The organism is Nocardioides sp. LHD-245 (assembly GCF_030929495.1).
GTDB lineage: Bacteria > Actinomycetota > Actinomycetes > Propionibacteriales > Nocardioidaceae > Nocardioides.
The window spans coordinates 64,487-84,106 of sequence record NZ_JAVFWN010000018.1; the positions used below are offsets into that span (position 1 = coordinate 64,487).

Sequence of the window (19,620 nt, forward strand, 5' to 3'; positions counted from 1 at the left end):
GCGACGCCGCCGATCGTTAGTGGACGACGATCGGCGGCGTCGTCGCGTCCGTGCTGCCGACGCAGGTGATCCGGTAGCTGCCGGGCGGGCCGGCCACCCAGGTGACGTCGGCGACGAAGCGCAGTGCCCGGTCCCGATGCCAGGCGATCGTCGTGGACGGCGAGGCATCGTCGGCGACCGGCAGCCAGGCGTCGCCGTCGCGCCGCTCGACGCGCAGGTAGGTCGCCCGCAGCTCCGTGTTCGGATGGTCGGTGCCGAAGGTCGCGGTGACCACCTCACCGGTGCGGGCGGTGGCCGGGGCGCGCCGCACCCCGAGGCGGCCCGGCCGCGCCAGCAGCGGCGACCCGACGGGCAGGGTCCACCGCAGCCGCCGTGGCCGCGGCGGGCGTCCCGGATCGATCGCGCGTCCGCCGCGCAGAGCGGCGGCGAGCTCGACGACCGCGTCCTGGAGCACGGCCAGCTGGTGACGGCCGAAGACGGTCGAACCCGCCTCGTAGAGCTGCTCGTCGTACTCCTCCGGCGTGGTGACGTAGTGCCCGTAGCCGTTGGCGTAGCCCTGCAGGACGACGTCCTCGACGTCGACGCCCAGCTCCGTCGCGACGGCCCGCCGCAGCCGCCAGCCGGCGACGACGGTCACCTCGAACGGCAGGCAGACCAGATGGAGGTGCCCCCAGCGGACCAGCTGGAGCAGATAGGTCTCCTGCACCCACCGCAGGCTGCCGACCGGCAGGAACAGGTCCTTCGGCGCGTGCGCCGCCGCGAGCGCGGGGCGATGCCGGTAGAGCCAACGGCTGAACCGCTCCGGCACCGGGTTGCGGCGCCCCTCGTCGAAGAGCGGCGAGCCCGGTCCGTCGGTCAGCTTGCCCGCCGCGAAGCTCGCGCCGAGGATCGCGCGACCGGTGCGACCGGTCCGCCCGGACCCGGCGGACCGGTCGGCGAGCCTCACCCACCGATGGCGTACGTCGACCAGCGGCTCCACCTCGACGCCGGGGTCGGCCGCGAGCCGGCGGGCGGCGGCCAGCTGGCGCTCGCCGATGATCCGGGTGTTGTCCCGCTCGTCCTCCGTGGGCCCGGTCGCGGGCCGCAGCTGCAGGTTGGGGCTGAGGTCGCCGGCGTTGGTCTGGGCGAACGCCGCGACCAGGTCGCCGTCCTGCTCCCACCGATGGGCGGCCCAGCCCTTGTTGTCGGCACTGATCAGCCGGTTGCGGTTGGACATCGAGGTGTTGTGGACGGGGAACCAGCTGATGGCGCCGCTGAGCCGCCCGTCGCGCTGCAGGCGCAGCAGCGTCATCCGCGGGTCGATGCCGTCCGGGAAGAGGGCCCGCTCGTCGGCGGGATCGCGCTCGAACGCCGCCCGGGCGCGGTTGGCGCTCGCGTCGCGCAGCTCGCCACGGCTGAGCACCAGCGTGGCCGGCGCCAGGTCCGCGTCGGCCCGGGCGATCGCCTCGACCACGCCGTCGACCAGCCGCGCGAAGGTCCGCGGCCGGAAGCCGCCGGTCGTGATGTTGTAGAGGATGTCGTGGCCGTGCCCGCCGGGCCCGCAGTGGGTGTGGGTGGCGGTGAGCACGACATTGCCGGCGCCGTACCGGTCGCCGAACCGGGCGGCCAGTCGCTCGTGGATCGCGGCCACGGTCGCCTCGAAGAACATGCCGATGTCGGCCACGACGAAGGCGGCCCGGCGCCGCCCGTCGTCGAGGACGAACGCCCGGGCGTACTGACGCGACAGGATCCCGCGCGTGCGCTGGTCGGGCATGCCGTAGCCCATCATCCCGACGCCCCACGGCTCGCCGGTGACGTCCGCTCGGCCGCGACCGGCCCGCCAGCCCCGCTGCCCCGGCCGGTCGGTGGTCACCGTCGCCGCCGCGCGGCGTCGCGCAGCGCCTGCTCCGGGTCCGTCCCGGCCGCGCGGGCCTCGGCGACCAGCGCCAGCAGGCGCTCGCCCAGGTCCGGCGAGTCCGCCACCACGTCGAGCGGCAGCCCGGCCCGCTCCCGCCGCCCGAGCACCTTGTCGGCGTACAGCAGGGCGGGGAGGGCGGAGGGCGGATCCTGCGGACCGGCGCCCTCGGGCCGCTCCGCCGCCTTGATCCGTTGCCAGCGCGCGTCGACCTGCTCGGCCGTCAGGTCCTCGTCCGGGGTGTCGCCGAAGACGTGCGGGTTGCGGCGCCGCATCTTCGCGGTGATCCCGCGCGCGACGTCGTCGAGGTCGAAGTCGCCGCGCTCCTCCGCGATCACCGCATGGAAGACGACCTGCAGCAGCAGGTCGCCCAGCTCCTCGGCCACGTGGGCGAAGTCGCCGGTCGCCTCGGCCTCGTCGATCGCGTCGACCGTCTCGTAGGTCTCCTCGAGCAGGTAGCGCACCAGCGAGCGGTGGGTCTGCTCCTGCTTCCAGGGGCACTCGGCGCGCAGCCGCCGCATCACCGCGACGAACTCGGCGACCGCGCCGGCCGCGGGCTCTCCCGACTGCCCGGGCACGGGCTCAGCCCTGGGGTGCGACCGCCGCGGGGGCCGCGGCGGGCCCACAGCGCTGTTCGGCGGGCAGGTCCGCGACCTGCTCCGGGGTGAGCGCGGTCATGTCCGCGGCACTCGTCGCCTCGGCACTGACCGGGACGGAGAGCGGGTCGCCGCCGAAGACGCCCGTCTCGGCGTCGTAGGAACCGAAGACCGGGTTGAAGGTGACGTCGTTGTCGTCGAGCCACTGCGTGATCAGGTCGATCCCGGCGGCCACGGCCTCCTGGCCCTCGGCACCGGCCTCGTCGGCGCCGAGCTGGGCGACGGGGTCGCTGAGCCGCTGCTGGATCCAGGTCAGCCACTCGAAGGTCTCGTAGTTGTCGTCGTCGATCGTGCCGAGCGGCTCCCAGGCCTGCTGCACGGCGGTGCGGTCGATCGCCTCGGAGGGCAGCGTCACGCCGTGCTCGCCCGCAAGCGCGTCGACGGCGACCGCCTGGGTCCAGCCGACGACGAACTGGGCGCGGATCAGCGCGGTCGGCGCGGCTGACGCCTGCGGGTTGGCCGCTCGCAGTGCGCAGTAGTCCTGGACGGCCTGGTCGACCTTGCCCAGCCGGAGCTGCTGCCCCTCGACCTCGGCGGCGACGCCCGGCTTGACGCCGTCGTCGGAGACGCCGCAGCCGGCCGCCAGCAGGGCGGTCGCGGACAGCGCTGCCACGGCCGGCAGGAACCTCGGCACGAACGCAGGCACGAACGAGGGGCGCACACTCACTCCTTGGGGTCGATGACCGAGTCGATGACGAGTCTGGCCCATTCAAGCAGGGCGACCCCCTCCAGGGGGGTGCCCGTCCGTCCCGGGATGCCGGGACGCGGCACCAGGATCGACTCGAGCTGGTGCTTGACGATCGACTTCGGGTAGAGCCGGTTGAGCCGGATCGTGCGCGACTCGGGCAGCACCACCGGGTGGAAGCGCACGTTCTTGCCGACCGTCGTGACCTCCTTGACCCCGGCCTGCCGCACCCGCGCCCGGAACCGGGCGACCAGGAGCAGAGCGGTCACCTGCTCGGGCGGCTCGCCGTACCGGTCCTCGAGCTCGGCCACGACCTCGTCCACGTCGGCGTCGGTGCGGACCTCGGCCAGCCGCCGGTAGATCTCCAGCCGCAGCCGCTCACTCGGGATGTAGTCGTGCGGCAGGTGGGCCTCGACCGGGAGCTCGATGCGCACCTCCTCCAGCACGTCGGGGGCACCGCCGTCGTCGCGGAAGTCGCGGACCGCCTCGCCGACCAGGCGGACGTAGAGGTCGAAGCCGACGTCGGCGATGTGGCCCGACTGCTCGCCGCCGAGCAGGTTGCCGGCGCCACGGATCTCGAGGTCCTTCATCGCGATCGCCATGCCGCCACCGAGGTCGGAGTGCTGGGCCAGCGTGGCGAGCCGTTCGTGCGCGGTCTCGGTGAGCGGCTTCTCGGTCGGATAGAGGAAGTAGGCGTAGGCGCGCTCCCGCGACCGGCCGACCCGGCCGCGCAGCTGGTGCAGCTGGGAGAGACCGAGGGTGTCGGAGCGCTCGATGATCATCGTGTTGGCGTTGGAGACGTCGATGCCGGACTCGACGATCGTCGTGCAGACCAGGACGTCGAACTCCTTCTCCCAGAAGTCGACCATCACCTGCTCGAGCTGGTGCTCCCCCATCTGGCCGTGGGCGGTCGCGACCCGGGCCTCGGGGACCAGCTCGCGGATCTTGGCCGCGGCCTTCTCGATCGAGCTCACCCGGTTGTGGATGTAGAACACCTGGCCGTCGCGGAGCAGCTCACGGCGTACGGCGGCGACCACCTGGCGGTCCTCGTACCCGCCGACGTAGGTCAGGACGGGGTGGCGCTCCTCCGGTGGCGTGGTGATCGTCGACATCTCGCGGATGCCGGTGATCGCCATCTCCAGGGTGCGCGGGATCGGCGTGGCGGACATGGAGAGCACGTCGACCGAGGTGCGCAGCCGCTTCATCGCCTCCTTGTGCTCGACGCCGAAGCGCTGCTCCTCGTCGACGATGATCAGGCCGAGGTCCTTGAACTTCGTGTCGGCGTTGAACAGCCGGTGGGTGCCGACCACGAGGTCGATGCTGCCCTCGGCGAGGCCGGCGATGGTCTCGGCCGCCTCCTTGTCGGTCTGGAACCGGCTCAGCGGCTTGAGGACGACGGGGAAGCCGCTCATCCGCTCGGAGAAGGTCGCGAGGTGCTGGTTGACCAGCAACGTGGTCGGCACCAGCACGGCGACCTGCTTGCCGTCCTGGACCGCCTTGAACGCCGCGCGCACGGCGATCTCGGTCTTGCCGTAGCCGACGTCGCCGCAGACCAGGCGGTCCATCGGGACCGTGCGCTCCATGTCGGCCTTGACCTCGTCGACCGTGGTCAGCTGGTCGGGGGTCTCGTGGAACGGGAAGGCGTCCTCGAGCTCACGCTGCCAGGGGGTGTCGGGGCCGAAGGAGTGGCCCTGGGTGGCCTGCCGGGCGGCGTACAGCTTGATCAGCTCGGCGGCGATCTCGCGGACCGCCTTGCGGGCCTTGTTCTTGCGCTTGGTCCAGTCGCCGCCGCCGAGCCGGTCGAGGCTGGGCTGCTCGCCGCCGACGTACCGGGTGACCTGGTCGAGGGTGTCGGCCGGGACGAAGAGACGGTCGGGCGGGCCGCCGCGCTTGGACGGGCCGTACTCCAGGACGAGGTACTCGCGCACCGCGCCCTGCACCTCGCGCTGCTTCATCTCCACGAACCGGCCGACGCCGTGCTGCTCGTGCACGACGTAGTCGCCGGTCTTGAGCTCGAGCGGGTCGATCTGCCGCTTGCGGCGCACCGGCATGGCGCCCTTGTCGCGGGTCGAGGCCTTGGTGCCGACGATGTCTTCGCCGGTGAGGATCGCGAGACGACGCTCGGCGTCGACCAGGCCGTGGCCGAGGTTGCCGCAGGTGATCGTGACGACGGCGGGGTCGAGCTCGTGACCCGGCGGGAGGTCCTCGACCAGCCGCGCGGGCACGTCCTGCTCCCCCAGCGCCTCCACCATGCGCTGCGCCGGGCCGTGGCCGACGTGGACGACGGCGACCGTGTGCCCCTCGGCGCGCCACCGGGCGATGTCGGCGAAGGCCTTCCCCACGTCGCCGCGGTAGGACGGCGCCGCCGATACTCCCTGCTCAAAAGCACCGGTTTCCGGGGTTTCCTCGTGCTTTTGCCCCGGGACTATCGCTGCGTCGAGGCCGAACGGGCTGAACGTCCACCACGCCTGCCCGCGCTCGCGGGCGTGGGTGCGCACGTCGGCCAGCGACTGGTACGACGCCGCCTGCAGGTCGATGGGCGCCTGGCCGCCGCTCGCCGCGGTGGCCCAGGACGCGGCGAGGAACTCCTCGCTGGTCGCGACCAGGTCGTGCGCGCGGGCCCGGGCGCGCTCGGGGTCGAGCACCAGCACCCGGGTGTCCGCCGGCATCAGGTCGACGAGCAGCTCCAGCTCGTCGACGAGCGCGGGGATGAGCGCCTCCATGCCCTCGACGGCGATGCCCTCGCTGAGCTTGTCGGTGATCTCCAGCAGCTGGGGGTGGGTCCGGCCGAGCTCCGCGGCCCGGGCCCGGACCTGGTCGGTGAGCAGCAGCTCGCGACACGGCGGCGCCCACAGCCGGTCGACCTTCGCGATGGTGCGCTGGTCGGCGACCGCGAACGAGCGGATCTCGTCGATCTCGTCGCCGAAGAACTCCACCCGCAGGGGATGCTCCTCGGTCGGGGGGAAGACGTCGACGATGCCGCCGCGCACCGCGAACTCGCCGCGCTTCTCGACGAGGTCGACACGGGAGTACGCCGCGCCGACCAGGCCGCGGACGACGTCGTCGATCTCGGCGCTCGCGCCCACGGCCAGCTCGACCGGCGCGAGGTCGCCGAGGCCCTTGACCTGCGGTTGCAGGACGCTGCGCACCGGGGCGACCACGACCTGGACCGGTCCGGTCGCGACGTCGGTCCCCGGGTGGCACAGCCGGCGGAGCACCGCCAGCCGTCGGCCGACCGTGTCGCTGCGAGGACTCAGCCGCTCGTGGGGCAGGGTCTCCCAGCTCGGGTAGTAGGCGACACCGGCCGGGTCGACCAGGTCGCCCAGCTCGGCGACCAGCTGCTCGGCCTCGCGCGTGGTGGCGGTGACGACCAGCACGGGCCGCCCGGCCCGGACCAGGCCGGTCACCAGGAACGGCCGCAGGGCCTCCGGGCCGGTCAGCTCACCGGTCGGCTGGGTGCCGTCGACCGCGCCCGCGAGCGCGGCGGACAGGGTCGGGTCGGCGAGGACGGCGTCGGCGAGGCCGGCGAGACTCACGAGGTGCACCTTCGGTCGGGGACAGCACGAGCGCCCCCGATCTGGGACGACCGGGGGTGCGGCGACCAGCCTACGGCGTACCGCCGACACTCAGCCGAAGCGGCCGTTGACGTAGTCGTAGGTGCGGGAGTCCTGGGGGCTCTGGAACATCGCCTCGGTGTCGCCGTGCTCGACGATCACGCCCGGCTGTCCCTGGGAGGCGAGGAAGAAGGCGCATCGGTCCGAGACCCGCGCGGCCTGCTGCATGTTGTGGGTGACGATCACGATCGTCACCTCCCGCGCGAGCTCGAGCATGGTCTCCTCGATCACCCGGGTCGAGGTCGGGTCGAGCGCGGAGCACGGCTCGTCCATCAGCAGCACCCGCGGCCGGATCGCGAGCGACCGCGCGATGCACAGGCGCTGCTGCTGGCCTCCGGAGAGCCCGCCGCCGGGGGCGTCCAGGCGGTCCTTGACCTCGTTCCAGAGGCCGCCCTTGACCAGGCAGGACTCGACGAGGTCGTCCTTGTCCGATCGCTTCAGCCGGGTGCCGGTGAGCTTGAGGCCGGCGAGGACGTTCTCCTGGATCGACATCGCGGGGAACGGGTTCGGCTTCTGGAACACCATGCCGATCGACCGGCGGGCGTCGATGAGCCGCCTGCCCGGGTCGTAGATGTCCTCACCGTCGAGCAGCACCTCACCGGCCAGCTGCGCCGACGGGACCAGCTCGTGCATCCGGTTGAGGATGCGCAGGAAGGTGGACTTGCCGCACCCGGACGGCCCGATCAGGGCCGTGATCCGGCCCGCGTCCATGGTGAGCGAGACCCGGTCGAGCACCTTGTGGTCACCGAACCAGGCGGTGATCTCCCGCGCCTCCAGCTGCGCGAGCACGCCGGGGGCGGGTACGCCGCCGGGGGCGACGGTGGCCTCGGGCGCGGTCGTGGCCTCGGGGACGATCGTGGCCTCGACGGCGGGCAGGACGGTGGTCTGGTCGGCTGCGGAGTCCATGGGCTCTCTTCTCATCGGGAGGTGCCGGGCGGCCCGTGGGCCGCCCGGCACCGGTGCTGCGGGTGCTGCGGAACTGCGGGGGTGTCGCGTCAGGACGCGGCGGCGACCGCGGCCTTGGCGGTCTTGACGGACTTCTTGGCCTTCTTCAGCTTCTTCGTGAGCTTGACCTTCTTGGCGCCCGTGGCCTTCTTGACCTGCTTCTTGAGCTTCTTCACCTTGGCCTGGGCCTTGTCGAGCTGAGCCTGGGCCGCGGCGAGGGCCGGGGACGGGCCGGTCGACGGAGCGGTCCAGGTCAGGGTGACGGACCCCTCGGACACCAGGTACTTCGTGTTGGTCGGCTTGAAGACGGCCTTGTAGGTGTGGGCGCCGGCGCTCGGCGTGCGAACCAGGAGCGGAGCCTGTCCGGAGACCAGGGGGACGTTCGCCTGCAGCAGGGTCGCGCCCTCGTAGAAGGAGACCGATCCGGTCGGCTGCGAGGAGCCCGACACCTTGGCCGACAGGTTGATGCCGGCGGCGGTGCTGGTGCCGGTCAGCGCGGTGGCGGTCTCGACCAGGTCGTTGGTCGCGAAGTTGGTGGTGCTCTCGACGTTCGTGCCGCAGGCGCCGCCGTTGGCCGGCGTGGCCAGCTGGGTGAGACCGCCCTGCGCGATGGCCAGCGTCGCTGCGTCGGAGCACAGGAAGCCGGCCGAGCCGAAGAACTTCTGGATGTCGGTCTTGCCGACGTCGGCCTTGCGGACCGCGTTGTAGACGGCGCGCTTGAACGCGACCTCGCCGCCGATCAGCCGGACGGTGTTGCCGGGGATCAGGCCGGCGCGGCCCTGGGAGATCGGCACGATGGCGTCGGGGTCGTTCTTCACCGGACCGTCGGTGTGCTCCTGGATCGGCACGCCGCCGACCTCGGACTTGACGCAGGACCCGTAGTCCGCGCCTCCCGTGAGGACCTTGGACTTGAAGAACTTCTCCGTGCCGGATCCGCTCTGCGGCACGAAGGGCTTGATCGTGCCGGCGGAGCCGCCGACCGCGCTCCAGTTGGTGATCTCGCAGGTGTAGATCTTCTTGAGGTTCTCGGCCGAGAGCGTCTGCGGGGCGTGGGAGGCCGTGCTGTTGGAGACGGCCATCGCGACCGTGTCGAGGGCGAACGGGATCGCCCACAGGTCCGCCGCTTCCGCGGCCTTGAGCGCGTCGGAGGACCGTGCGAAGTCGAGGTCGGTGAAGTTGGCGTCCGAGCGCATCTTGTCCTTGCCGTCGCTCGAGCCGTTCGGGCGGTTCTGGTCGCCGTTGGTGGGCAGCTTGATGGTGCCGCCCGCGGGCTGCGGGACGGCCGCGAAGCTCGCGACGTCGAAGGTCTGGCCGTAGTCGGCCTTGGCGCCCTCGTTCCAGACCTTGGCGGCCTGGAAGAGGGAGAGCATGGTGGTGTCGGAGCCGCCACCGATCAGGTCAGCGGCGACCGGCGTGGCCTTGCTGTCCTCGGGGTGCGGCGTGTAGACGGCGTGAGCGGGAGAGGCGATCAGCGTCACCGCCGACGTGGCCACCGCGGCCGCGAACGCGGCCGTGAGGGACTTGCGTACGGACATTGCGTTGTTCGTCTTTCTGTGAGGGACGCACGGCTGCCGGTGCAGTCGTGTGGAGGCCGCCGCGACGCGGCGGTCAGGTCAGGTTGGGCAGGAGCCGCATCACTCCGTCGGTCGTCACCCACGCCAGGGCGAGCGCGAGGGGGGTCGCAACCACCCACACGTGCACCAGCGACCATCTCTGACGGGCGGCGATGACCCCGAGGGTCAGCGCCAGGAGCAGCGCGAGATCGAGGGCGAGCAGGGGCAGCACCCCTGTGTCGAGGCCCATCGGCTTCTCCGACTCGGGCACCGTCGGCGGCAGGCCGGCCGGTGCGGGGAACGCCGAGGAGGCCTCGGCGTCGACGTACAGGGTCTCGCCGGGCGCGATCGCGCTCAGCCGGCCCTGACCTTCGGCGGTGACCAGGGTCAGCCGGGACCGCCCGCTCGCGAGGGGCTGGGGCAGCGCGTCGCCGCTGCGGCGCAGCCCCTGCACGGTGAACACGACGCGGCCCTGGCCCACGGTGACCTCGATCCGGTCGCCCGGCTCGAGACGGTCGACGTCGGCGAACGGGCTTCCGTACGTCGCCGCGCGGCCGAGCACCACGGAGGTCCCGGCCTGCCCGGGGAGGACCGTGTTGCGGAGGTGGCCGGGGCCGGCGAGGAGGTCGCCGGAGGCGGTGCCCTCGACGACGACCTGCTGCATCCCGAGGCGCGGGATCTCCAGCAGCGCGACCGGTGCGCCCGGCTCCGTGACCGGACCGACCGGCGCGGTCGCCGCGGCGACCTGGGCCCGGAACTCCTGGTAGAGCAGCGTCTGGCTGCGCTCCTGGGCCACGCCGCCGAGCACGAGCATCTGCAGCGCCATCCACAGCGTGACCAGGGCGACCATGGTGGTCGATGTGCTGATCACCGAGCCCGCCGTCTCGACCCGGTTGGGCGGCCCGACCGGGCGTGCCGGGCGCACCGGACGCGGTGCCCGGCGCCGGGGCAGCTGCCGTCGGAACCGGGAGCCGTGACTCCGCGGCGCCGGCTGCCCGTCGGTCACGACCGGCGCCTCGTCGAGCGTGGTCATCGGCGGCTCCGCAGGACGACGACCCGCGAGACCGCGCTGACGACCGAGAAGACCAGGCCCAGCATGAGCAGCACCGGCAGCAGGCGGCCGCTCCACTCCGAGGAGACGGCCTTCGTCGGCGGCATGGTGAGCGCCTCGGGCGCGGGGGCCGGACCCGCGGCGGGAGCGGCGACGGCCGGGTCAGCGGCGGGAACGGCCTCGGGCGCTCCCGGCGTCACGGTCGCGGGGCCCGCCTCCGGGGTCGTGGCCGGCACCTTCTGCTGCTCGATGGCCCGGGCGACCGCCTGGGCGCGGGCGTACAGCGCCTGGGTGGCGCCGCTCTTGCGGATCGGCACGAAGCCGCCGGGCAGCTGGCCGTTGCCGCTGCCGGGCCGCTGCCCCTCCGAGGTCGCGGTGCGGACGAACTGGGCCACCTTGGCGGCGTCCTTCTTGTCCAGGTTCTGCAGCCGAGCCGCGGCGTAGACGAGCATGGTGCCCGGATAGGCCTTGCCGGCCTTGCGGAGCTTGACCATGTCCATCTCGAACGGGCCGCGCTGGCCCTCCGGCCGAGCCAGCTTCACGGCCGCCGTCAGAGAGTCGGTCGTCGGCGTGACATACCGGCCCTTCCCGGTCTCCAGAGCGGCCGTGCGCAGGCCGTAGCGCTGGGCGTCGCCGAGGCTGACGATGCCGAGCATGAACCGGTCTCCGTAGTGCTGGCGCTCGACCCGGCCGAGCTTGTAGATCGGCGGCGTCACGCTGAGATCCGTGTCGCAGCGGGTCTGCACATTGGGCCATGCGTCCAGCAGGGCCTCGGCGATCTTGCGCATCGTGGAGACGGGGGCGGCGAGGTCGTTGAAGTAGGTCGACGGGTTCTTGGCCTTGCACTCGGTGCCGCCCTGCGGCACGAAGTCGTCGAGCAGCGGCCACTCGTCGCGGGGGAGCTTGATCTTCTTGTACGACGGGTTGATCCGCATGCCCCACGGATCGGGCTTGCCCTTGACGAAGTCCATGGCCACCTTGTCGCTCGCGATGTACTCGGTGAGCCGGCGCACCACGTCCGAGGAGTTCGACAGCGAGAGGAGGGTCGCGGCGGCCTCGCTGGCCTCGTCGGTCAGCCCCGGGTTGAGTGCGACGAACTCCGGGTCCTTCGTGATCGCCCAGGGATTCTGCTCCATGCCCGGGTGCCCGGCGCCGAAGCTCGATCCGGTGTAGGACTGGGTGATCAGCTTGGCCAGCAGCCGAGCGTTGAGCCGCAGGTCGGCGAGCTCCCCCGCGTTCCCCGGCCGGTCGACGATATAGCCGACGCCGAAGCCGGTCAGCGCGACCGGCGCGTAGCCCACCGGGTCCCCGGTCGCCTCGTACTTCGAGGAGACCAGCGCCGCGGCGCCGCCACCGGAGGCCATCAGCGAGAAGCCGGCCTGGTCGGGCATCTGGTTGTGCTGGAACTTGAACCTCTTCTTGTTCAGGCAGTACGCCGGTGCCCACTGCAGCGCCGCCTGCGCGAGCAGCTCCGAGCCGTAGAAGCCGGTCGGCGCGCGGGGATCGAGGATGTCGCAGGTGTCCGGCGGATCGCCGAAGGTCACCGGGATCACGAACCTGTTGCGCCAGTTGGACTCCGCCCACCACAGCGACGGCGACACGGCCTGGTCCCCCGCCACATTGGTCGCATTGCCGGAGCCGGGCGCGAACTGGCCGGTGCGCCGGCAGGACTTCTCGGCGACCGACATCTCCTGGTCGACGAGGGACGAGGCCGTGGCGCAGCTGATGCCGACGATCGGGATGACCACGATCGAGCAGGCCACCAACTTGTTGCACCCCAGCGACTCGTTCTCGACGTCGGTGCGGATCTCGAACTGCACCGAACCGCTGCCGTTGCCGTCGGTGAAGGCAGCGATCTCATTGGCCGGCAGCGCCGCCTCGGCCGCCGCCTCGGGCGGCATGGTCTTGCCGTCGCAGGCGGGATAGACCTGTCCCTTCGCGCTCACGAAGGGGACCAGACGGGTGTAGAACTCCTCGCCCTCGACGATGTCCGGGCACACGTCCTTCCCCGGCACCTCGCCGAGTGCACTGCTGATCCTCGCCGTCGCCGCCTCGGAGGCATGGAGGTCCTCGGTCCAGGCGGCGTCGTTCTCCGACCTCGACACCTGGGAGCGCTGGTTGAACGACGACGTCCAGCAGGTCTCCGGCCGCACGTCGTCGCCGGTGCCCCGGCACTGCAGCACCACGACCGGGTACTCCTGGCTCATGCCTCCCGGGCCGAACGGGTCGTTGGCCCGGCCGGCGCTGGGCTGGGCCCCGCTCCACGTGATGCCGACCCGCTCGCGGCCGCGCAGGTTCTGGGTGTGGTCGACGTTGACGCTGACCTGCCATGGACTGCCGGTGCTCGGGTCCGAGATCGCCGTCGACGTACCGTCGGCGGCGACGAACTGGCGCTCCATGGACTTGGTCTGGCTCCAGGCGTCGCCGGCGACGGCGGCGCGCGGGGTCACGGGCTGCGGCCGGTCCGCGAGCGCCGGTGCGGTCACGCCGGTGGCCGCGCTCGCGCCGACGACGAGGGCGACCACGCCGAGCCGGAGCACCCGGGCGAGCCGCGGTGCGGGCCTCATCGGGCCGCTCCCCGCGACGTCAGCCGGCGGCGGAGTGCGGTCGCGAGCAGGCCGGGCAGCAACACGAGGGCGAGCAGCTCCACGACGATCAGCCAGCCGAACGGGCGCCGGTCGCCGGCCCGGTCGGCCGAGAGCGTGTCGGGCGAGGCGTAGACGTCCTGGGTGCCGCCGGAGACCGGGACGGTGCCGCTCTCCGCGACGGGGACGTCCTGCCCCGTCGCCGGGTCGACCGCGGCCGGCGGAGCCTCGCCGGCGGGCGGTGCGTCCGCCGGTGGTGGTGCGGCGTCGTCCGTGGCGGGCTCGCCGGTGCCGGTCTCGGTGCCGCAGGGGCCCGCCCCCTCCTTGTCACACTCCGGGGGCTTCGGCGCCCTCTGAGCGAGCAGGTTCTTGGTGGGGTTCTTGCCGTCGAAGGTCGGGTTGTTGCAGCTTTTGACGTCGCGGTTGGTGAGCTCGACGGCCGGGTCGGCCGCCTTCAGCTTCGCGATCTGCTCGAAACCGGCCTGGACCAGGTTGAGCGGCAGCGAGGAGTAGCCGTAGGCACCGGCCTTGGTCTGCCCGGTGCACAGCGAGTAGTACATGAAGTCGGCCAGGGTCTGCCGCTTGGCCGTCGACATCCGCTGGTCGCCTCCACCGGTGGGCAGCAGCATGTAGGAGTACGACGAGATGGGGTAGGACCGCGGGTCGTTGTAGGTGTAGACGCCGTCGAGGTTCTGGGTCAGGTAGAGCTGCGACGTCGTATCCATGTTGATCTTGGCCTGGGTCAGCGCCACCGCGGTGTTGTACTGCGTCGGCTCGACGAAGTAGCCGGCCGCGTTCTTGACCTTCACCACCGGGTAGTTGGCGTTGATCGCGTAGGAGTACTCGACGTAGCCGATCATCCCGTTGCCGGAGAAGCCCTTGATCGTGTTCATCACCTGGTCCGAGCCGGCCTGGCTGACCATCCGGCTGCCCGACTTCTTCGGGTAGTACGACGTCAGGCCGGAGCGGCCGAAGTAGGGGCGCCAGATGCTGGGGTGCTGCTTGTCCATCCAGGTGGTGAACTGGGCCGTGGTGCCCGAGCCGTCGGAGCGCACGACCGGGATGATCGGCAGCGACGGGAACTTCCGGCCGTTGTTGTCCTTGGCGATGGCCGGGTCGTCCCAGTTGGTGATCTGGTTGGTGAAGATCTTGGCGAGGGTCTCGCCCGAGAGCCGCAGGTTCTTGACCTGCTGCTTGCCGATCTTGAGCTGGTAGGTGAACGCCGTGCCGCCGGCGACGATCGGCAGGTACGCGTAGTCGCGCCCTTGGCTGGTGTCGGCCTGCCCCTGCTCGTCGGTGCCCTGGTAGGGGATCTCGGAGATCGCGAAGTCGACGCTGTTGTTGGCGAAGTCCTTGCGCCCCTTGGTCGAGCCGCCACCGGTGTAGACGACCTTCATGCCGTTGGCGTTCACGTCGGCGATCCACTGCTGGACGATCAGCTCCGACCAGGTCGACCCGGTGCCCTCGATCTGGGCGTAGGGCACCGCGGCCTGGGCTGCGAGCGGCAGGCTGACACCACACACGAGTGCCACCAGGGCCGCCACGAGGCGCTTCACGAGATCTCCTTCACGGGACGGGAACCCGTCGTCGGCGGTCGGGACTTCTTCGCCTTCTTCGGGCGGGCCACGACCCGCGCCAGGACGAACAGGAACAGCACGAGCGCGAGCAGCACCGTCGCGGCGGCGAAGGCCCGCGTGATCGCCTGCGGCTCGCCGCTGCGCACGGTTGTGTAGATGTAGAGCGGGAGGGAGTTCATGACGCCGTCGGTGGGACCCACGACCATGAATGCGGCCGCGCCGGAGGTGAGCAGCACCGGCGAGGTCTCGCCCACGCCCCGGGCGACGCCGAGGATGACAGCGGTGGCGAGGCCGGGACGGGCCGTCGGGAGCACGACGTGCCACACGGTCCGCCACCGGCTCGCGCCCAGGGCCAGCCCGGCCTCGCGCAGGTTGCCGGGTACGACCCGCAGCACCACGTCCGCGGCCCGGGCGACGATCGGCAGCATCATCACGGCGAGCGCGAGCGCGGCGGCCAGGCCCGAGCGCGGCCAGCCGGCGACCACGATCACCGTCGTGTAGACGAACAGCCCGGCCACGACCGACGGCAGCGCGGTCATCGCCTCGACGATGGTACGCACCAGCACGGCGAAACGGCCGCCGACCTCGGTCATGAAGATGGCCGTGCCGATGCCGAGCGGCAGCACGATCACCAGCGCGATCCCGATCTGGATCATCGAGCCGACCGTCGCGTGGGCGATGCCACCCATGTCGAACGCGTCCTTCGGCCCGACGCCGGCCATGTCGTCGAAGAAGAAGTTGCTGTGCAACAGCGGGCGCCAGCCCCGCAGCACGATGAACGCCAGGGTGCTCACCAGGGCCGCGCCCACGATGAGCGCACCGCCGGTGACGACGGCGGCCACGACCCGGTCCCGCACCTCCACCATCGAGACCGTCAGCGCCGACAGCACGGCGGTGACGACCAGGCCGAGGGCGAACCAGACGACCAGGAACCACGCCGGCCCCGGCAGCGGGAGCAGCCGCTGGGTGACCAGCCAGGTCAGCCCCAGCGCGGAGGCCCAGGAGCCCCAGCGCACGAACCGCTCGTCGAGACTGGGCCGGCCCAGCGCGGGACGCGGCAGGGCGGGCGGCGCGTCGTCGTCGTACGACGGCAGGACGGTGCTGCCGCGCGGCGCGGCCTGCGCCGGGGAGGCGACCGCGGAAGCGACCGGGGAGGCGGTCATGTCAGGCCTCCGCCCCGGCACCCGAGCGGCTGCGGTTCACGACGATCGCGGCGAGGGTGTTGACGCCGAGGGTGATGACGAAGAGCACGAACCCGGCCGCGAGGAGTGCGGAGAGCTGGCTCGCGCTGGCGTCGCCGAAGCGACCCGCGATGAGCGCGCTCACGCTGTTGGTGCCGATCTCGAGCGGGCGGAGCTTCAGGTCGAACGCCGGCGAGATGATGAGCAGGACCGCGATGGTCTCGCCCAGCGCCCGGCCGAGCGCGAGCATGGTGCCGCCGATGATGCCGCCGCGCCCGAACGGCAGGACGACGGTGCGGATCATGCCCCAGCGGGTCGCACCGAGCGCGAGCGCGGCCTCCTTCTCCCCCGGCGGGGTCTGGCTGAAGACCTGGCGCATCACGGCGCACGCCATCGGCAGCACCATCATCGCCACGGCGATGCCGGCGCAGAAGGCGCTCGCGGTGTAGCGGCTGGCGTCCCAGATCGCGGCGTCCGGGTCGGTGTCCTTCACGTCGAAGATCGGGATCCAGCCGAGGTGCCGCTGGAGGAAGGTCGCGAACGCCGCGGCGTGGGGCATCACGAGGAAGAAGCCCCACAGGCCGTAGACGATCGACGGGATCGCGGCCATCAGGTCGACGAGCGAGACCAGGGTCGAGCGCAGCGACGCGGGCGCGTACTCGGAGATGAAGAGGGCCGTCAGCAGCGCGAGCGGGAACGCGATCACCATGGCGACCAGCGCGATCTGCAGGGTCCCGGCGAGCACAGCCGCGATGCCGAGCACGTCGGCCTCGGGCAGCCACTCGGACTCCGTGAAGAACCGCCAGCCGTAGCGCTGGAGCGTCGGGAACGCCTGCCAGCCGAGGAACAGGCCCACCCCGCCGGTGATGACCAGCACCGAGGCGCCGATCGCCCGCGAGACGTTGACGAAGACCGCGTCGGCACCCGTGGCTCGACGGGAGATCCGGCGCGGCCGCGCTTCCGGCGCGCTCGGATCGACAAGGGGCAGGCTGGTCACACGTCGTCCTCAGTCGTGGCCACCCGAGAAGGCCGGCTCGCGGCAGCGCGGAACCGCGCAACCACGAGGAACGGTGGCGGTGGTCCGCGACCAATCGGGGTGAGGACGGTGAACGGGGCGGGAACGGTGCTGGCGACTTTGCTTAAATCCACCGGCGGGAGAGGGCCGGGAGGGCCGGCCCACCGTCAGGCCGTGGGATCCGTCACGCGGCCGACGAAGAGCGGGGTGTGGTGCTCCACGTCGTGGACGACGAAGAGGAAGGGACGGTCGACGACGATCTCCTCGGTGACGACCGCGCTCTCGGTGCGCATCACCACCGCCGTCGCCGCGGCGGCCTCGGTGCCCTCCTCGTCGACCGCGATGAAGCCCTGGTGGAGGACCGCGGAGATGTAGAGGAAGAGGTCCTCGTCGGTCATCGCCGAGAAGTCCGCGCGCTCGTCGTCGAACGCGGTGGGCATGCCGAGCTCCTTCAGGACGTCGCCCAGCGGTGCCTGGGTGCGGAAGCTCCACCGCGGCAGGGTGAGATCGATAGCGGCGGGCGCCGCACCCGCCAGGAGGCGGGCGAAACCGTCGCCGGCGACGGCGGCCTCGACCGTGCCGAACGCCCCGTCGTCGGGCAGGACGACGCTCATCGCGAGGCGCTGCCCGGCGTACGGCACGACCGCCGCGCGGAAGCCGTCTCCGGTGACCAGCCCGCCGGTCAGGTCCGGGCGGCGCATCCGGTCCACCTCGACCTCGCTCCCGTCGCCGCGCCGGAAGACGCCGGGGGCGGTCAGCTCCTTCTCGAAGGGCTGCTCCCACGGCGCCTTGAGGTAGATCGCGTTGACCAGCACCAGCCGGGTCAGGTTGTCGAGCGCGCCCTCGGGCACCAGGTCGACGATCCGCTCGCGGGTCCGCTCCTCGACCCAGCTGTTGATCAGGACGCGCGCCCGCTCGGTCGCCGCCTCGAAGTCGACCGCGCGGATCGGCGCGGCGTACTCCTTGGCGAGCAGGTCGAGGAAGTCGGCCGACCAGCCGACACCCCGCTGGCCGAAGATCTGGTTCGCGGTCTCCAGGTCCAGGTCGGCCGCCGAGCCGTCGGCGCGCCGTTGCCGGCCCGCCAGTCCCTCGACGTGCGCGGTCAGGGCGTTCACCCCGCGGTGCCACCGGTCGCCGAGATCGCCGACGCCGAGCACGGACCGCATCTCCTCCGCGGTCGCCCCCGCCGCGCCGGTCAGGGTCATGCCCAGCGCGACGAGGACCGAGTACGGCGAGAGCACCAGGTTGCCGTCGGTGGTCGCCAGGGCGCCGTACAGCCGGCCCGCGAAGCGGTCGAGCCCCGCGACGACCGGGGCGACCAGGCCGGGGTCGCCCGCCGCCCGGCGGACGTCCGAGGAGACCAGCTCGATGGCGTCGGCCCCGGACCCGGAGCCCGTGTGCGGTCCGTCACCTCGCCCGTGCCCACCGCCGGTGCAGGCGGCGAGGGCGCCGGTGCCGAGGGCCGCGAGGCCGAGCTGGAGGGCGTTGCGTCGGGCGAGGGCGGTCATGCCCGGTACGACGTGCTCCCGCCCCGGTCGGTTCCCCGCGGAGGTGCCTCCGCCGGGAGCCGGTCAGGAGGTGGGCGGACCGACCAGGAGGGCGAGGGCGGTCAGGCCGCCGACGGCGACGGCGCCCATCGCCAGGCCGCGCAGCGGGTTGGCGATCATCCAGCCGACGCAGCGGTCCGGGAGCGAGCGGGTCGTGCCGGCCGGCAGCCGCCACGCGTCGCCGAGCCAGCCCTTGCGCACGGCCCACCACTCGAGCGGCAGGGTCGCCAGCGGCGGGATCGCGGCGAGCAGCGTGAGCAGTCCCCGGCCTGCCGACCAGCGCCGGTCGACCCAGAGCACGACGGCCGTCACGACATAGGCGACGAACACGACACCGTGCAGCATCCCGAAGACCCGGACACCCAGCTCGGTGGTCTCGGTGACGTACTTGAGGAACATCCCGAGGAGCAGTCCCGTCCAGGTGATCGCCTCGGCGATCGCGACGGTGCGGAACAGGCGGGTGGGAGTGGTCGCACTGGGCTTGCTCACAGGGCCCGAGGGTACCCGTGTGAGCCAGGTCGCTCCGCCCTCGCCGGCCCTAGGACCCGAAGCGGCGCTCGCGCTGGGCGTAGGCGCGGATCGCCCGCAGGAAGTCGACGCGCCGGAAGTCGGGCCAGTAGGCCTCGCAGAAGTAGAACTCCGAGCGCGCGCTCTGCCACAGCAGGAAGCCGCCCAGCCGCTGCTCCCCCGACGTGCGGATGACGAGGTCCGGGTCGGGCTGGCCCTTGGTGTAGAGGTGCTCCTCGATGTGCTCGATGTCGATCACGTGGGCCAGCTCGTCGAGCGAGGTGCCCTTGGCGGCATGCTCGGTGAGCAGCGAGCGGACCGCGTCGGCGATCTCCCGGCGCCCGCCGTACGCCACGGCGACGTTGACGATCATCCCGTCGACGTCGGCGGTCGCCTCGGCCGCGGTCTTGAGCCGCTTGGCGGTCCCCGCGGGCAGCAGGTCGAGGGCACCGACCGGGTGCAACCGCCAGCGCCGCTGGTCGGCCAGCGAGTCGACCGCGTCGGCGATGATCTCCAGGAGCGGCTCGAGCTCGCCGGCGGGACGGTTGAGATTGTCGGTCGAGAGCAGCCAGAGCGTGACCACCTCGATGCCGACCTCGTCGCACCAGCCCAGCAGGGGCTCGATGTTGGCCGCGCCCGCGCGGTGCCCGTGGGCGGTGTCACGCCCGACCGCCTTGGCCCAGCGCCGGTTGCCGTCGAGCATCACCCCGATGTGCTTGGGCAGATTGCCGGGCATCCGGCGAAGCATGCGCGCCTCGTACGCGGGGTAGAGCACCCTGCGCACACCGCGCTTCCAGTCCGCCACATTCC

14 protein-coding genes are annotated in these 19,620 nt (G+C 72.2%); all 14 read right to left on the reverse strand.

The genetic code is table 11. The features are described from left to right. Positions 1 to 16: 16 nt before the first annotated feature. Complete coding sequence (locus RB608_RS23840; protein WP_308090569.1) at positions 17 to 1,852, reverse strand: neutral/alkaline non-lysosomal ceramidase N-terminal domain-containing protein; 1,836 nt, start codon at positions 1,850 to 1,852, stop codon at positions 17 to 19. Beyond that, complete coding sequence (locus tag RB608_RS23845; protein WP_308090570.1) at positions 1,849 to 2,472, reverse strand: MazG family protein; 624 nt, start codon at positions 2,470 to 2,472, stop codon at positions 1,849 to 1,851. The genes RB608_RS23840 and RB608_RS23845 overlap by 4 nt, the downstream gene beginning before the upstream one ends. A gap of 4 nt (positions 2,473 to 2,476) precedes the next feature. Further along, positions 2,477 to 3,211 (reverse strand): hypothetical protein, encoded by a 735-nt coding sequence (locus tag RB608_RS23850; RefSeq protein WP_308090571.1) that lies wholly within the window; start codon positions 3,209 to 3,211, stop codon positions 2,477 to 2,479. Between the two features lie 2 nt (positions 3,212 to 3,213). Continuing rightward, positions 3,214 to 6,771, reverse strand: a complete 3,558-nt coding sequence (gene mfd / locus RB608_RS23855) for a transcription-repair coupling factor (protein WP_308090572.1) — start codon at positions 6,769 to 6,771, stop codon at positions 3,214 to 3,216. 90 nt (positions 6,772 to 6,861) lie between these two features. Beyond that, positions 6,862 to 7,638 (reverse strand): phosphate ABC transporter ATP-binding protein, encoded by a 777-nt coding sequence (locus tag RB608_RS23860; RefSeq protein WP_308090660.1) that lies wholly within the window; start codon positions 7,636 to 7,638, stop codon positions 6,862 to 6,864. A gap of 206 nt (positions 7,639 to 7,844) precedes the next feature. Continuing rightward, entirely contained in the window at positions 7,845 to 9,329 is a 1,485-nt protein-coding gene (locus RB608_RS23865) for a substrate-binding domain-containing protein (RefSeq protein ID WP_308090573.1), read from the reverse strand. Positions 9,330 to 9,402: 73 nt separating this feature from the next. Then, positions 9,403 to 10,380 (reverse strand): class E sortase, encoded by a 978-nt coding sequence (locus RB608_RS23870; RefSeq protein ID WP_308090574.1) that lies wholly within the window; start codon positions 10,378 to 10,380, stop codon positions 9,403 to 9,405. Continuing rightward, the gene (locus RB608_RS23875) at positions 10,377 to 12,965 is read right to left on the reverse strand and encodes a hypothetical protein (RefSeq protein WP_308090575.1); all 2,589 of its coding nucleotides are present in this window, start codon (positions 12,963 to 12,965) and stop codon (positions 10,377 to 10,379) included. Before RB608_RS23875 ends, RB608_RS23870 begins: the two co-directional genes overlap by 4 nt. Further along, positions 12,962 to 14,539: a phosphate ABC transporter substrate-binding protein PstS gene (locus tag RB608_RS23880; RefSeq protein WP_308090576.1), complete on the reverse strand. Its 1,578-nt coding sequence runs from the start codon at positions 14,537 to 14,539 to the stop codon at positions 12,962 to 12,964. The genes RB608_RS23875 and RB608_RS23880 overlap by 4 nt, the downstream gene beginning before the upstream one ends. After that, positions 14,536 to 15,723: a phosphate ABC transporter permease PstA gene (gene pstA / locus RB608_RS23885; protein WP_308090577.1), complete on the reverse strand. Its 1,188-nt coding sequence runs from the start codon at positions 15,721 to 15,723 to the stop codon at positions 14,536 to 14,538. Before pstA ends, RB608_RS23880 begins: the two co-directional genes overlap by 4 nt. Before the next feature lies 1 nt (position 15,724). Further along, a complete protein-coding gene (gene pstC, locus RB608_RS23890) occupies positions 15,725 to 16,738 on the reverse strand; it encodes a phosphate ABC transporter permease subunit PstC (protein WP_308090578.1) in 1,014 nt (337 codons plus the stop codon). 185 nt (positions 16,739 to 16,923) lie between these two features. Further along, complete coding sequence (locus tag RB608_RS23895; RefSeq protein WP_308090579.1) at positions 16,924 to 18,264, reverse strand: serpin family protein; 1,341 nt, start codon at positions 18,262 to 18,264, stop codon at positions 16,924 to 16,926. Positions 18,265 to 18,327: 63 nt separating this feature from the next. Further along, on the reverse strand, positions 18,328 to 18,792 hold the full coding sequence (locus RB608_RS23900) for a DUF3817 domain-containing protein (protein WP_308090580.1): 465 nt from the start codon (positions 18,790 to 18,792) through the stop codon (positions 18,328 to 18,330). A 49-nt stretch (positions 18,793 to 18,841) separates the two neighbouring features. Beyond that, positions 18,842 to 19,615: an isoprenyl transferase gene (locus RB608_RS23905; protein ID WP_308090581.1), complete on the reverse strand. Its 774-nt coding sequence runs from the start codon at positions 19,613 to 19,615 to the stop codon at positions 18,842 to 18,844. Positions 19,616 to 19,620 lie beyond the last annotated feature (5 nt).

Coding starts and splice junctions, on each gene's coding strand:
- RB608_RS23895 (WP_308090579.1), bottom strand. CDS start 18,264: ATGACCGCCCTCGCCCGACGCAACGCCCTCCAGCTCGGCCTCGCGGCC.
- pstA (WP_308090577.1), bottom strand. CDS start 15,723: ATGACCGCCTCCCCGGTCGCTTCCGCGGTCGCCTCCCCGGCGCAGGCC.
- RB608_RS23870 (WP_308090574.1), bottom strand. CDS start 10,380: ATGACCACGCTCGACGAGGCGCCGGTCGTGACCGACGGGCAGCCGGCG.
- RB608_RS23875 (WP_308090575.1), bottom strand. CDS start 12,965: ATGAGGCCCGCACCGCGGCTCGCCCGGGTGCTCCGGCTCGGCGTGGTC.
- RB608_RS23865 (WP_308090573.1), bottom strand. CDS start 9,329: ATGTCCGTACGCAAGTCCCTCACGGCCGCGTTCGCGGCCGCGGTGGCC.